The sequence below is a fragment of the Streptomyces sp. cmx-18-6 genome, assembly GCF_046548915.1.
In the GTDB taxonomy this organism is placed as follows: domain Bacteria; phylum Actinomycetota; class Actinomycetes; order Streptomycetales; family Streptomycetaceae; genus Streptomyces.
This window is the reverse complement of record NZ_JAEBEP010000006.1, coordinates 213,394-227,167: the sequence shown is the minus strand read 5'-3', so window position 1 is coordinate 227,167 and position 13,774 is coordinate 213,394. Positions and strand designations below refer to the sequence as shown.

General features: G+C 72.3%; 14 protein-coding genes. 7 read left to right on the top strand and 7 right to left on the bottom strand.

Annotated elements, in window-relative coordinates:
* Window positions 1–128: 128 nt before the first annotated feature.
* The 5 genes from ACLJPL_RS16460 to paaA are packed head-to-tail and all read right to left on the bottom strand — an operon-like array spanning window position 129 to window position 3,767.
* On the bottom strand, window positions 129–1,187 hold the full coding sequence (locus ACLJPL_RS16460) for a 2Fe-2S iron-sulfur cluster-binding protein (protein WP_411081585.1): 1,059 nt from the start codon (window positions 1,185–1,187) through the stop codon (window positions 129–131).
* Window positions 1,188–1,685 (bottom strand): 1,2-phenylacetyl-CoA epoxidase subunit PaaD, encoded by a 498-nt coding sequence (gene paaD, locus ACLJPL_RS16455; RefSeq protein WP_411081584.1) that lies wholly within the window; start codon window positions 1,683–1,685, stop codon window positions 1,188–1,190.
* Window positions 1,679–2,395, bottom strand: coding sequence for a 1,2-phenylacetyl-CoA epoxidase subunit PaaC (gene paaC / locus ACLJPL_RS16450; protein WP_411081583.1), 717 nt, complete (start codon window positions 2,393–2,395; stop codon window positions 1,679–1,681). The genes paaD and paaC overlap by 7 nt, the downstream gene beginning before the upstream one ends.
* Window positions 2,392–2,682: a 1,2-phenylacetyl-CoA epoxidase subunit PaaB gene (gene paaB / locus ACLJPL_RS16445; RefSeq protein ID WP_382726010.1), complete on the bottom strand. Its 291-nt coding sequence runs from the start codon at window positions 2,680–2,682 to the stop codon at window positions 2,392–2,394. Before paaB ends, paaC begins: the two co-directional genes overlap by 4 nt.
* Window positions 2,679–3,767, bottom strand: coding sequence for a 1,2-phenylacetyl-CoA epoxidase subunit PaaA (gene paaA / locus ACLJPL_RS16440; protein ID WP_411081582.1), 1,089 nt, complete (start codon window positions 3,765–3,767; stop codon window positions 2,679–2,681). Before paaA ends, paaB begins: the two co-directional genes overlap by 4 nt.
* Before the next feature lie 115 nt (window positions 3,768–3,882).
* Here paaA and ACLJPL_RS16435 point away from each other — a divergent pair, with 115 nt between their 5' ends.
* The 3 genes from ACLJPL_RS16435 to ACLJPL_RS16425 are packed head-to-tail and all read left to right on the top strand — an operon-like array spanning window position 3,883 to window position 6,715.
* Complete coding sequence (locus ACLJPL_RS16435) at window positions 3,883–4,605, top strand: DUF5819 family protein (RefSeq protein ID WP_411081581.1); 723 nt, start codon at window positions 3,883–3,885, stop codon at window positions 4,603–4,605.
* Entirely contained in the window at window positions 4,602–5,987 is a 1,386-nt protein-coding gene (locus ACLJPL_RS16430) for an HTTM domain-containing protein (protein ID WP_411081580.1), read from the top strand. The genes ACLJPL_RS16435 and ACLJPL_RS16430 overlap by 4 nt, the downstream gene beginning before the upstream one ends.
* Entirely contained in the window at window positions 5,984–6,715 is a 732-nt protein-coding gene (locus ACLJPL_RS16425) for a TrmH family RNA methyltransferase (RefSeq protein WP_411081579.1), read from the top strand. Before ACLJPL_RS16430 ends, ACLJPL_RS16425 begins: the two co-directional genes overlap by 4 nt.
* Here the strand turns inward: ACLJPL_RS16425 and paaN are convergent.
* The gene (gene paaN, locus ACLJPL_RS16420) at window positions 6,712–8,412 is read right to left on the bottom strand and encodes a phenylacetic acid degradation protein PaaN (protein WP_411081578.1); all 1,701 of its coding nucleotides are present in this window, start codon (window positions 8,410–8,412) and stop codon (window positions 6,712–6,714) included. The genes ACLJPL_RS16425 and paaN overlap by 4 nt on opposite strands.
* 155 nt (window positions 8,413–8,567) lie before the next feature.
* Here paaN and ACLJPL_RS16415 point away from each other — a divergent pair, with 155 nt between their 5' ends.
* Window positions 8,568–9,167, top strand: coding sequence for a TetR/AcrR family transcriptional regulator (locus tag ACLJPL_RS16415; protein WP_411081577.1), 600 nt, complete (start codon window positions 8,568–8,570; stop codon window positions 9,165–9,167).
* Between the two features lie 16 nt (window positions 9,168–9,183).
* On the opposite strand, the gene ACLJPL_RS16410 is transcribed toward ACLJPL_RS16415, so the two are convergent.
* Window positions 9,184–9,789: an Lrp/AsnC family transcriptional regulator gene (locus ACLJPL_RS16410; protein ID WP_411081778.1), complete on the bottom strand. Its 606-nt coding sequence runs from the start codon at window positions 9,787–9,789 to the stop codon at window positions 9,184–9,186.
* Between the two features lie 254 nt (window positions 9,790–10,043).
* On the opposite strand from ACLJPL_RS16410, the gene pdhA reads away from it, so the two are divergent.
* Genes pdhA through ACLJPL_RS16395 form a run of 3 tightly spaced genes read left to right on the top strand, consistent with a single transcriptional unit; the run spans window position 10,044 to window position 13,716 of the window.
* Window positions 10,044–11,213, top strand: a complete 1,170-nt coding sequence (gene pdhA / locus ACLJPL_RS16405; RefSeq protein ID WP_411081576.1) for a pyruvate dehydrogenase (acetyl-transferring) E1 component subunit alpha — start codon at window positions 10,044–10,046, stop codon at window positions 11,211–11,213.
* Window positions 11,210–12,241, top strand: coding sequence for an alpha-ketoacid dehydrogenase subunit beta (locus tag ACLJPL_RS16400; RefSeq protein WP_411081575.1), 1,032 nt, complete (start codon window positions 11,210–11,212; stop codon window positions 12,239–12,241). Before pdhA ends, ACLJPL_RS16400 begins: the two co-directional genes overlap by 4 nt.
* A complete protein-coding gene (locus tag ACLJPL_RS16395) occupies window positions 12,241–13,716 on the top strand; it encodes a dihydrolipoamide acetyltransferase family protein (protein ID WP_411081574.1) in 1,476 nt (491 codons plus the stop codon). The genes ACLJPL_RS16400 and ACLJPL_RS16395 overlap by 1 nt, the downstream gene beginning before the upstream one ends.
* The last annotated feature ends 58 nt before the right edge of the window (window positions 13,717–13,774 follow it).

The following is a 13,774-nucleotide window of genomic DNA, read 5'->3' as shown; positions in this document are numbered from 1 at the left end:
TACGGGAAGGGAACAGGTTCTACGGGAAGGGAACAGGTTCTACGGGAGCGGAAACAGCGGGAGGGCAGAGGGACAGCGTCAGCGGGAAGGGGGTGGCGTCAGCCGGAGGGGACGCGAGGGGAACAGCGTCAGCGGTCGAAGTCGAGTTCCACCTCCGGGGTCAGCGGATGCGACTGGCAGGCCAGCACGAAGCCCGCTTCCGTCTCGTCCGGTTCCAGCGCGAAGTTCCGGTCCATCCGGACCTCCCCCGAGACGAGGAACGCCCGGCACGTCCCGCACACCCCGCCCTTGCAGGCGTACGGAGCGTCCGACCGGCTCCGCAGCACGGTCTCCAGCAGCGATTCCGCGTCCTTGACCGGCCAACTGCCCGAGCGGCCGTGCAGGGTGGCCGTCAGCGTGGCGTCGGAGGGCGCGGCGACCTTGACCACCGTGACGTCGGACGGGCCGTCGTCGACGTGGAAGATCTCCTGGTGGACCCGGGAGCGGTCGACGCCGAGGGAGCGCAGTGCGCTCTCCGTCCCCCGTACGAGACCCAGCGGCCCGCACAGGAACCAGCCGTCCACGTCCGGCACCGGGAGCACCGCGGGCAGCAGGGCGGTGAGCCGGTCGGCGTCCAGCCGCCCGGAGGGGAGCCCGGCCGACTGCTCCTCCCGGGAGAGCGCGGTGACCAGCTGGAAGCGGTCCGGATACCGGTCCTTGAGGTCGGCCACCTCGTCCAGGAACATCGTCGAGGCGGCCGTGCGGTCGCTCCGGATCAGGCAGAACCGCGCCTCGTCCTCCCGCGCCAGGAGTGTGGCCGCCATCGACAGCACCGGCGTGATGCCGCTGCCGCCGACCACCGCCGCGAACAGGCCGGGGCGCGGCTTCAGTACGAAGCGGCCCATCGGGGGCATGGCCTCCACCCGGTCCCCGACAGCCAGCTCCTTCAGGGCATAGGTGGAGAAGGCCCCGCCCTCGACGCCGCGGATCCCGACCCGCACCACCGGCTCGGCGGGACGCTCGGCGGCCGGCGCGCAGATCGAGTACGAACGCCGGACCTCCTTGCCGTCCACGCTGTAGCGCACGTTCAGATGCTGGCCGGGGGTGTGGCGGAAGGTCTCGTGCAGCTCGGCCGGAACGGCGAAGGTCACGGCGACCGCATCGTCCGTGATCCGTTCGATCGCGCTGACCCGGAGCGGATGGAACATCTACAACTCCTTGAAATGGTCGAACGGTTCACGGCAGGCGACGCAGCGGCGCAGGGCCTTGCACGCCGTGGAGGAGAACCGGCTGAGCAGCTCCGTGTCCGTGGAGCCGCAGTGCGGGCAGCGCACCGAGAGTGTCAGGGGGACGGGACCGCCGTCGGCGCTGTGGGCGCGCGGGGGCGCTATGCCGAACTCGGCCAGCTTGCGGCGTCCCTCCGCGCTGATGTCGTCCGTCGACCAGGCCGGGGCCAGGACCGTGACCACGGAGACCTCCGGAACGCCGTGGTCGTGCAGCACCCGCTCGATGTCGGCGGACATGGCCTCGATCGCCGGACAGCCGGTGTACGTCGGGGTGAGCCGCACGGTCACCCGGCCCGGCCCCTCCACCCGCACGCCCCGCAGGACGCCGAGCTCGGCCAGGGTCAGCACGGGGAGCTCGGGGTCGGGGACGGAACCGGCGAGGCTGCGCAGCTCCGCCTCCAGCGGGGTGTCGGTCACCATGACGCCCCCGGGTGGCTCCGGTGCAGGTGCTGCATCTCGGCGAGCATCCGGCCGAACGGCTCGGTGTGCAGGCCCTGACGGCCCGCGCCCGCCGCCCAGGCCCCGGTCCGGGAGCCGGTCGGGAGCGTCAGCGTGGCCCGCTCGACGGTGCCGGTGACGGCGGCCAGCCATGCCTGCTCCAGCTCCTGCCCATCGACGCCGGCACCCGTGGCGTCCAGCCCCTCGACCGGCTGGAACATCTCACCGGTGAAGCGCCAGAGCGCCTCCAGGCCGGCCTGCATACGGTCATGGCTCTCGGCGGTGCCGTCACCGAGCCGCAGGACCCACTGCTCGGCGTGGTCGCGGTGGTAGGCGACCTCCTTGACGGCCTTCGCCGCGAGGTCCGCGAACTCGCCGCCCCCGGCCGCCAGCCGCTCGTACAGCAGGTGCTGGTAGACCGAGAAGTAGAGCTGCCGGGCGATGGTGTGGGCGAAGTCCCCGTTCGGCTGCTCGACCAGCTGGAGGTTGCAAAAGGCCCGCTCCTCGCGGAGGTAGGCCAGCTCGTCCTCGTCGCCCACGAGGGAGAGCAGCACCCGCGCCTGTCCGAGCAGGTCCAGGGCGATGTTGGCGAGCGCCACCTCCTCCTCCAGGACGGGGGCGTGGCCCGCCCACTCCCCCAGCCGGTGCGAGAGCACCAGCGCGTCGTCGCCGAGGGCGAGGGCCGCGCTCACAGGTGCTTCACCCCTTCGGGGATCTCGTAGAAGGTGGGGTGGCGGTAGGGCTTGTCCCCGGCCGGTTCGAAGAAGGAGTCCTTCTCGTCGGGGGAGGAGGCGGTGATCGCGGTGGACGGGACGACCCAGATCGAGACGCCTTCGGAGCGGCGGGTGTAGAGATCGCGGGCGTTGCGCAGGGCCATCTCGGCGTCGGGGGCGTGGAGGCTGCCCGCGTGGGTGTGGGACAGCCCGCGTCGCGAGCGCACGAACACCTCCCACAGCGGCCAGTCGGTCGAGCTGCTCATGCCGTCTCCTCCACGTGCTGTTCCCGGTGTGCCTGCGGTGTGTGCTGTGCCGGCTGTGCGGGCCGGGCCTGCTGTGCGGAGGGGGCCGCGTGCTTGGCGGCGTACGCGGCGGCCGCGTCCCGGACCCAGGCGCCCTCCTCATGGGCCCTGCGCCGCTGGGTGATCCGCTGTTCGTTGCACGGGCCGTTGCCCTTGAGGACCTCCTGGAACTCCGTCCAGTCGATCGCGCCGAAGTCGTGCTGTCCGCGCTCCTCGTTCCACCGGATGTCGGGGTCCGGCAGGGTGAGGCCCAGCGCCTCGGCCTGGGGCACGCAGATGTCCACGAACCGCTGCCGCAGCTCGTCGTTGGAGTGCCGCTTGATCTTCCAGGCCATCGACTGCTCGGAGTGGGCCGACGCGTCGTCGGGCGGGCCGAACATCATCAGGGACGGCCACCACCAGCGGTCCACCGCGTCCTGGGCCATCGCGTGCTGGGCCTCGGTGCCGCGGCTGAGGGCGAGGAGCAGCTCGTACCCCTGGCGCTGGTGGAAGGACTCCTCCTTGCAGATGCGGACCATCGCGCGGGCGTAGGGGCCGTAGGAGCAGCGGCAGAGCGGCACCTGGTTCGTAATGGCCGCTCCGTCCACCAGCCAGCCGATCGCGCCGACGTCGGCCCAGGTCAGGGTGGGGTAGTTGAAGATCGACGAATAGCGCTGGCGGCCGGCGTGGAGCTTGTCGAGCAGCTCCTCCCGGCTGGTGCCCAGCGTCTCGGCCGCGCTGTAGAGATACAGGCCGTGCCCGGCCTCGTCCTGCACCTTCGCCATCAGGATCGCCTTGCGGCGCAGCGAGGGCGCGCGGGTGATCCAGTTGGCCTCGGGCTGCATGCCGATGATTTCCGAGTGGGCGTGCTGGGCCATCTGGCGGACCAGCGTGGCGCGATACGCCTCGGGCATCCAGTCCCGCGGCTCGATGCGCTCGTCGGCCGCCACCGCCGCGTCGAAGGCCGCGATGCGGGCCGCGGCCGCCGTGTCCGCGGTCCCGCTCGCCGCCGCGTCCGCCGTGCCTGAGGTGCTCTGCGTCTTCTGGTCCGCAGTCACTGCCGCCATCCCGGACTCCCTACCGACCGATCGTTCGGTTCATTGACTTCAATGGTCGGTCGGCGGCCCGTAGGGTGTCAACCCTGTGGATAACTCAGTGGTGATCGACGGTGATCGGGGCGGGATGGATTCGGACCACGGCGAGGGCTCCAGCGGGGGGCTTTCCGGAACGGGCGCGGGCATAGCCGGGCTCTCGTTCGGATATCAGGTCGTCGCCGCCCTGGCCCTCTCCCTCATCGGCCTGCTGGCCTGCGCACAGGTGGCCATGGTCTTTCTGCACGTCGCCCCGTCCAACACGCTGACCAAGCAGCACGGCAAGACGATCGACGACTGGATATACCCGGAGTTCGAGCAGAACTGGAAGCTCTTCGCCCCCAACCCGCTCCAGCAGAACATCGCCGTCCAGGTCCGGGCCGAGGTGGCCGGAGCCGATGGACGCCGCACCACCTCCTGGATCAGCCTCTCCCGCGAGGACGGCGAAGCGATACGCGGCAACCCCTTCCCCAGCCATGTGAACCAGAACGAACTCCGCCGCGGCTGGGACTTCTACCTGAACTCCCACGACGACCGGAACAAGCCCAACGGCCTGCGCGGCGAGCTCTCCGAGCGCTACATCCGGCGCATCGCGATGCTGCGGCTCGGCGAGCGCGACCTGGGCGGCACGGTCGAACGGATCCAGATGAGGTCGGCCTCCAGCCTGATCGCCCCGCCCCCGTGGTCCAACGAGAAGGCCGGCACCGGCCCGAACTACCGCGTACTGCCCTGGTGGACCGTGACACCCGACGACCTCCCCGCACGAAGTGACGCGCCACGTGACGCGGCGCGCGACGAGGAGGCGGGCAAGTGACCGCCACCCCGCCCCCCGAGACGCCCGGCCCCCCTCTCCAGCCCGGCCGCGCCCCCGGTTCCCGGTCCGCCGCCCCCGACCGGATCGGCAGGGCCGGCAACGCCCTGGCCCGCGCCCTCCAGCGCATCACCGCATCGGCCCTCGGCCCGTACCAGAGCGCCGTCATCCGGGTCGGTTTCGCCGCCACCTACCTGTTCTTCCTGCTGCGCGAGCTGCCGCACCGCCATGAGCTGTACGGCCCCGACAGCCCGTGGCACTGGGACCTGGCCCGTCAGCTCACGGCCGGGAACGAGGCATTCTCCGTCCTCCTCTGGTCGGACAGCACCCTCTGGTTCGAGGCGGTGTACGCGCTCACCCTGCTGTCCGCCGCCGCCCTGCTCCTGGGGTGGCGCACCCGGACGATGTCGGTCCTCTTCATGGTCGGCGTGCTCTCCGTACAGAACCGCAGCGTTTTCATGGGCGACGGCGGCGACAACGTCATCCACCTGATGGCGATCTACCTGGTGCTGACGCGCTGTGCCCAGGTCTGGTCGTTGGACGCGCGGCGCGAGGCCCGGGAGGCCGAGCGGGCCGCCGAGGGGTTGCCGCCCCGGCGGGACGCCGTGGGGCCGGTGCTGTGGGCGATGCTCGGCCCGGTCCTGATCGTCGCCACCGTGATGGACGGGCTCGGCGGGACCTGGTGGCTGCGCGTCCTGCTGTGGCTGCTCTGGCTCTCCGTCGCCGCCTGGTGGGCCGCGAACCGCTACGCGCCGGCCGGGCAGCCGCGCGCCCTGCTCGACGTGCTGGCCAATCTCGTCCACAACGCCACGCTCGTCGTGATCATGGTCGAGGTCTGCCTGATCTACGCGACCGCCGGCTGGTACAAGATCCAGGGCTCGCGCTGGCAGGACGGCACCGCGCTCTACTACCCGCTCAAGCTCGACTACTTCACCCCGTGGCCCGCCCTGTCGGACGTGCTCGCCTCCAGCGGGCTGATGGTGATGGTGCTGACGTACGCGACGGTCGTCGTCCAGGTCGCGTTCCCGTTCACCCTGTTCAACCGGCGGCTCAAGAACGTCCTGCTGGTCATCATGATCGGCGAGCACGCCGGGATCGCGCTGTTGCTGGGACTGCCGTTCTTCTCGATGGCGATGATCGCGGCGGACGCGGTGTTCCTGCCGACGGCCTTCCTCATGTGGCTGGGCGGCCGGGCCGTGTGGGGCAGGCAGCGGCTGTCGGCGTGGCTGCCCTTCGGCTCCCGGTTCCGGCAGGGGCCTGAGGTGAAGGGCGTGCCCGGCGCGCGGCCGGCGCACGACCGGGACCGGCCGGGGGACGGCGCTCATGGCGGTACGGGGGAGGCCCCGCCGCACGGCGGCGGCGGGGGCCATACGCTCGTCGGGTGAGCAGCGAGACCGGCAGGACCGGCAGCACCCCAGAGCCCGCTTCGCCGGAGCCCCCGCCCCTGGACCCCGTCCCGGCCGAGCCCGACCAGTACGACGACGGCTACGGCCAGGGCATCGGCGTCGGGCCGCACCCGCTGCCGTGGCCCGAGGGCGAGCGTTACGACCCCGAGCTGCTGGCCCACGGCGACCGGCGCAACGTCGGCGACGCCTACCGCTACTGGACGCGGGAGGCGATCGTCGCCGACCTCGATCTGCGGCGGCACGACTTCCATGTGGCCGTGGAGAACTGGGGCCACGACTTCAACATCGGCTCGGTCGTGCGGACCGCCAACGCCTTCCTCGCCAAGGAGATCCACATCGTGGGCCGGCGGCGCTGGAACCGGCGCGGCGCCATGGTCACCGACCGCTACCAGCATGTGCGCCACCACCCCGACACGGCGGACCTGACCGCGTGGGCGGCGGCCGAGGGGCTGCCGATCATCGGGATCGACAACCTCCCCGGCGCCGTACCGCTGGAGCGGACCGAGCTGCCGCGCCGCTGTGTGCTGCTGTTCGGGCAGGAGGGGCCGGGCCTGACCGAGGAGGCGCGCGAGCACGCCTCGATGGTGTGCTCGATCGCGCAGTTCGGCTCGACCCGGTCCATCAACGCCGGGGCCGCCGCGGCGATCGCGATGCACGCGTGGGTGCAGCGCCACGCCGACGTCCCCGACCCCCGGGACACCCTCTAAGCCTGGCGGCGCACCTCCAGTACGCGGAAGCGGTTGGCGACGAAGGCCGCGTCGCACAGGGTCGCGTTCGCCGCCGGGTTGCCGCCCGAGCCGTGGAAGTCGGAGAAGGCCGCCGTCTGGTTGACGTAGACCCCGCCGGTCAGGTTCAGCGAGAGCTGGGCCGACTCGTCCAGGCAGACGTCCTCGATCGCCCGCTCCACCTCGGCGGAGGTGGTGTACGCGCCGACCGTCATCGCGCCCTTGTCGCGGATCGTGCGGCGCAGCAGCTCCAGGGCGGCGGGCGTCGACTCGACGGCGACGGCGAAGGAGACCGGACCGAAGCACTCCGAGAGGTACGCCGCGTCGTCGTCGGTCTTCGTGCCGTCGAGCTTGACGACGACCGGCGTACGGACGACGGCGTCGGGGAATTCGGCGTTGACGACCGCACGCGAGGGGAGAGCCACCTCGCCCAGCTCACCGGCGGCCTCCACCCGGGCCCTGACGTCCGGGTTGACCAGAGCGCCGAGCAGGGCGGCCGCGCGGGCGTCGTCGCCGAGGAGCCCGTCGACGGCCGCCGCGATGTCGGCGACCACTTCGTCGTAGGACTTGGGACCGGCGTCCGTGGCGATGCCGTCCCGGGGGATCAGCAGGTTCTGCGGGGTGGTGCACATCTGGCCGCTGTAGAGCGAGAAGGAGAACGCCAGGTTGGCGAGCATGCCCCGGTAGTCGTCGGTGGAGTCGACGACGATCGTGTTGACGCCGGCCTTCTCCGTGTAGACCTGTGCCTGGCGGGCGTTGGCCTCCAGCCAGTCGCCGAAGGCGGTGGAGCCCGTGTAGTCGATGATCTTGACCTCGGGGCGGACCGCGAGGGTCTTGGCGATGCCCTCACCGGGCCGCTCGACGGCGAGCGCCACCAGGTTGGCGTCGAAGCCCGCCTCGGCCAGCACCTCACGGGCGATCCTGACGGTGAGCGCGAGCGGCAGCACGGCCCGGGGGTGCGGCTTCACCAGCACCGGGTTGCCCGTGGCGAGCGAGGCGAACAGGCCCGGATAGCCGTTCCACGTGGGGAAGGTGTTGCAGCCGATGAGCAGCGAGATCCCGCGCCCGGACGTGGTGAACGACTTCGTCAGCTTCAGCGGATCGCGCTTGCCCTGCGGCTTGGACCAGTCGGCGGTCCCCGGCGTGCGGACCTGCTCCTGATAGGCGTACGCCACGGCCTCCAGGCCACGGTCCTGCGCGTGCGGGCCGCCCGCCTGGAACGCCATCATGAAAGCCTGGCCGCTGGTGTGCATCACGGCGTGGGCCAGCTCATGGGTGCGGGCGCTGATCCGCGCCAGGATCTCCAGACAGACCAGGGCCCGGGTCTCGGGCCCCGCCGCCCGCCAGTCGGCCGTGCCGGCCTTCATCGCCGGGAGCAGGACGTCCAGGTCGGCGTGCGGATACTCGACGCCGAGCACCGGGCCGTACGGCGAGGTCTCCCCGCCCGTCCAGCCGTCGGCGCCCGGCTGATCCAGGTCGAACCGGGTGTTCAGCAGCGCGTCGAACGCGGCCTTGCCCTCGGCCGCCCCGAGACTGCCCGGAGCGCCGCCCTCCCCGTACGCCTTCGGGTGCTCGGGGTGCGGCGACCAGTAAGCGCGCGTACTGATCGTGTCGAGGGCCTGGTCGAGCGTGGGCCGGTGGGTCTCGGACAGCTGCTGGGGGGTGAGCGCGGCGGCCATGGCGGACCAACTCCTCATCGAGCCGGGCGGGGACGTACGGACGGAGTTAGATTAACCGAACGATCGGTCGGGACAAGGGGGCCCGGAGAACCTGTGGACAACTCAGTGGTCCCCGCCCGTGCGGGGACGATCCCTCATGGGGGAGGATCGCGGACATGACCACGGCCAAGCGGGACACGTACACCCCGGAGACTCTGCTCACCGTCGCCGTCCGTGTCTTCAACGAGCGCGGTTACGACGGCACGTCCATGGAGCACCTGTCCCGGGCGGCGGGCATCTCCAAATCCTCCATCTACCACCATGTGGCGGGCAAGGAGGAGCTGCTGCGCCGGGCCGTGAGCCGGGCGCTCGACGGGCTCTTCGCCATCCTGGACGAGCCGGGGGCGGTGCGCGGGCGCGCGATCGAGCGGGTCGAGTACGTCACGCGCCGGACCGTCGAGGTGCTGATGGCGGAGGTCCCCTACGTCACGCTGCTGCTGCGGGTGCGCGGCAACACCAAGACCGAGCGCTGGGCGCTGGAGCGGCGGCGCGAGTTCGACCAGCGGGTGGCCGATCTGCTGAAGGCCGCGGTGGCGGACGGCGACCTCCGGGCCGACGTGGACATACGACTGGCCACCCGGCTGCTGTTCGGCATGGTCAACTCGCTGGTCGAGTGGTACCGGCCGCAGCCCGGCGGCTTCCCGGGCGAGGACCAGCTCGCGGACACGATCGTCCAGCTCGCCTTCGAGGGAATGCGGGCGACCGGCGGCCGCTGAGGCCGCCCGCCTCCGGTCAGGCCAGCTCCGCCGGGCGGTCCGGGCGGGGGCCGAGATCCGTCTCCTCGAACACCAGCAGCGTGCGCGTCGACAGCACCTCGGGGATCGACTGGATCCGGGTGAGGACCAGCTCGCGCAGCGCCCGGTTGTCGGGCGTGTGCACCAGCAGCAGGACGTCGAAATCGCCGCTGACCAGCGCGATGTGCGTGGCGCCGGGCAGCGCCTGGAGCTGCTCGCGCACGGTGCGCCAGGAGTTCTGCACGATCTTGAGCGTGATGTACGCCGACGCGCCCTGCCCGGCCCGCTCGTGGTCGACCCGCGCGCCGAAGCCCCGGATCACACCGTCCTCGACGAGCCGGTTGATGCGGGCGTACGCGTTCGCGCGCGAGACGTGGACCCGCTCGGCCACCGACCGTATCGAGGCGCGGCCGTCCGTCTGGAGGATGCGCAGGATGTCGCGGTCGATGGCGTCCAGCGGGCGCGCGGGCGGGGGCTCGGCCGGGGGCGAGGCCGGGGCCGGGGCCGAGGCCGGGGCCGGCGGCGGAGGCGGTGCCGAGGGCAGGGGCGTCGACGGGGCGGCGGCGGGCGGGACCTGGCCGGGGTCCTCGCCCCGGTCGGCCATTTGTTCAGCTGCCATCTGCCCGCGCCTCCCTGTTGTGGACGACCTGTCTCTATCCCAGGCTGTGGAGAACCGTTTGTCCACAGGCTGAGGGGGCCTGTAGCCAAAATGCGCTCGCGACCGAACAATCGGTAGGTGAGGCACACCACACCGGTGCCTCGCCCGCTCCGCGACACCCTCGCGACATCTCTTGCCATCACCACATATATCGACACCCTCGATCTCTCGATCTCCATCGATGCCTGGAGGTGCTTTCCATGACGGTCCAAGAGCTGCCCGGCACGGCCGCCTACCGGCCCACGCCGCCCCCGGCCTGGAAGCCGATCACCGACCCCGCCCCGCTGCTCCCGGACCCGGAGCCCTACCGGGTGCTCGGCACGGACGCGGTCGCCGACGTCGACCCGGAGCTGCTGCTCCGGCTGCACGCCGAGCTGGTCCGCGGCCGCCGGTACAACACGCAGGCCACCGCGCTGACCAAGCAGGGCCGGCTGGCGGTCTACCCGTCGAGCACCGGCCAGGAGGCGTGCGAGATCGCCGCGGCCCTGGTGCTGGAGGAGCGCGACTGGCTCTTCCCCAGCTACCGGGACACCCTGGCGGCGGTGGCGCGCGGACTCGACCCGGTCGAGGCGCTGACCCTGCTGCGCGGCGACCGGCACACCGGATACGACCCGCGTGAGCACCGCATCGCCCCGCTCTGCACCCCGCTCGCCACCCAGCTGCCGCACGCGGTGGGACTGGCCCACGCGGCCCGGCTCAAGGGCGATGACGTGGTCGCGCTCGCCATGGTCGGCGACGGCGGCACCAGCGAGGGCGACTTCCACGAGGCGCTGAACTTCGCGGCCGTCTGGAAGGCCCCGGTCGTCTTCCTCGTGCAGAACAACGGCTTCGCCATCTCCGTACCGCTGGCCAAGCAGACCGCCGCGCCCTCCCTCGCCCACAAGGCCGTGGGGTACGGGATGCCGGGCCGCCTGGTCGACGGCAACGACGCGGCCGCCGTGCACCAGGTGCTCAGCGAGGCCGTGGCCCGTGCCCGGCGCGGCGAGGGCCCCACGCTGGTCGAGGCCGTCACCTACCGCATGGACGCCCACACCAACGCCGACGACGCCACCCGCTACCGGGTCGACAGCGAGGTCGAGACCTGGCGGGCGCACGACCCGGTCCAGCTCCTGGAGCGCGAGCTGACCGGCCGCGGGCTGCTCGACGACGAGGGCATCGCCCGGGCGAAGGAGGCCGCCGAACGCATGGCCGCCGCCCTCCGCGACCGGATGAACGCCGACCCGGTGCTGGAGCCGATGGACATGTTCAGCCATGTGTACGCCGAGCAGACCGGCCAGCTCCGGGAGCAGGCCGCGGCCCTGCGCGCCGAGCTGGACGCCGAGCAGGACCACCACGGTGGGCACGAGCACAGCGCGGAGGCGGGCCGATGACCACGGCGGCGACGAAAGCCGGCGCACGCACGGCGAAGGCGAAACCGGCCACCATGGCGCAGGCCCTCGGGCGCGCGCTGCGCGACTCGATGGCCGAGGACCCGGCCGTGCATGTGCTCGGTGAGGACGTCGGCACCCTGGGCGGGGTCTTCCGGGTCACGGACGGGCTGGCCAAGGAGTTCGGCGACGAGCGGTGCACCGACACCCCGCTGGCCGAGGCGGGCATCCTCGGGGCGGCGGTCGGCATGGCGATGTACGGGCTGCGGCCCGTGGTGGAGATGCAGTTCGACGCGTTCGCCTACCCGGCGTTCGAGCAGCTGATCAGCCATGTCGCCAAGATGCGCAACCGCACCGGGGGAGCCATGCCGCTCCCCATCACCGTGCGCGTGCCGTACGGCGGTGGGATCGGCGGGGTCGAGCACCACAGCGACTCCTCCGAGGCGTACTACATGGCCACCCCGGGTCTGCACGTCGTCACACCGGCCACGGTCGACGACGCGTACGGCCTGCTGCGGGCCTCCATCGCCTCGGACGACCCGGTGGTCTTCCTGGAGCCCAAGCGGCTCTACTGGTCCAAGGCCGACTGGTCGCCCGAGGCACCGGCCGCCGTCGAGCCGATCGGCAAGGCCGTGGTCCGCCGCACCGGGCGCAGCGCCACCCTGATCACGTACGGGCCCTCCCTGCCGGTCTGTATGGAGGCCGCCGAGGCGGCCGTCGCGGAGGGCTGGGACCTGGAAGTCGTGGACCTGCGCTCGCTGGTGCCGTTCGACGACGAGACGGTCGCGGCCTCGGTGCGGCGCACCGGCCGGGCGGTCGTCGTCCACGAGTCCCCCGGTTTCGGGGGACCCGGCGGCGAGATCGCGGCCCGGATCACCGAGCGGTGCTTCCACCACCTGGAGGCCCCCGTCCTGCGGGTGGCCGGGTTCGACATCCCCTATCCGCCGCCCATGCTGGAGCGGCACCATCTGCCGGGAGTGGACCGGGTGCTCGACGCGGTGGCCCGGTTGCAGTGGGAGGCGGACAGCTGATGGCCCAGGTTCTCGAATTCAAGCTGCCCGACCTCGGTGAGGGGCTGACCGAGGCGGAGATCGTGCGCTGGCTGGTGGAGGTCGGCGACGTCGTCGCCATCGACCAGCCGGTCGTCGAGGTCGAGACGGCCAAGGCGATGGTGGAGGTGCCGTGCCCCTACGGGGGCGTGGTGACCGCGCGGTTCGGCGAGGAGGGTTCCGAACTCCCGGTCGGGGCACCACTGCTGACGGTCGCGGTGGGGGCGACGGACGCCACCTCGCAGGAGGATGACAGGTCTTCCGGCGACGAGCCCTCCAGCGGGTCCGGGAACGTGCTCGTGGGGTACGGGACCGGTGCCCCGGCCGCCCGGCGCAGGCGCATCCGGCCGGAGCGGAACGGCGCTTTCACCGCGCCCGCGCCCGTGGCCGCGCCTGCTCCCGCACCCGTGCCCGTGGCTCCCCCGCCTGTCCCCGCCCCGCCTGCCCCGGCCCCCGCGCCGGTCGCGGTCGGCGCGGTGAACGGTCAGCAGGGGCCCGTGGCCGTGGTCTCGCCGCTCGTACGCCGGCTGGCCCGGCAGCATGAGATCGATCTGCGGAGGCTGACGGGGTCGGGGCCCGATGGGCTGATCCTGCGGGCGGACGTGGATTCCGCGATCCGGCGGGCCGGTCAGGCCGGTCAGGCCACGGCGACGGAGACGCGCCCGGCCGCCGAGCCCGTCGTTGCGGAGGCGGCAGCGGGCCAGGCGTCCGCCGCCCAGGCGTCCACGGCCCTGGCGGGCGCGGGCGCTCCGGCGGTGGCCGAGCGGATTCCGCTGCGCGGGGTGCGCGGAGCGGTCGCCGACAAGCTGTCGCGCAGCCGGAGCGAGATCCCGGACGCCACCTGCTGGGTGGACGCGGACGCCACCGAGCTGATGGCCGCGAGGGCCGCGATGAACGCTGCTTCGGGGCCGTCCGGCGGGCCCAAGGTGTCGGTCCTGGCGCTCCTGGCGAGGATCTGCACGGCGGCGCTGGCCCGGTACCCGGAACTCAACTCCACCGTGGACACCGCCGCGCGGGAGATCGTGCGCCTGCCCGGCGTGCACCTCGGGTTCGCGGCGCAGACGGAGCGAGGGCTCGTCGTCCCGGTCGTCCGCGACGCCCACACCCGTAACGCCGAGTCGATCGGGGCCGAGATCGCCCGGCTGACCGAGTTGGCGCGGACCGGGAAGCTCAGCCCGGCCCAGCTGACCGGCGGCACCTTCACGCTGAACAACTACGGGGTGTTCGGGGTGGACGGCTCGACTCCGATCATCAACCACCCCGAGGCGGCGATGCTCGGCGTCGGCCGGATCATGCCCAAACCCTGGGTGTACGAAGGTGAGCTGGCCGTACGTCAGGTCGTCCAGCTCTCGCTCACCTTCGACCACCGGGTGTGCGACGGCGGGACGGCCGGGGGCTTCCTCCGGTACGTGGCCGACTGCGTGGAGCAGCCCGCGGTGCTGCTGCGCACCCTGTAGGGCCTGGACCTCCGGTCGCCCTGTAGGTCCTGCTCGTCGCGCGGACGCCCTCTCCGGA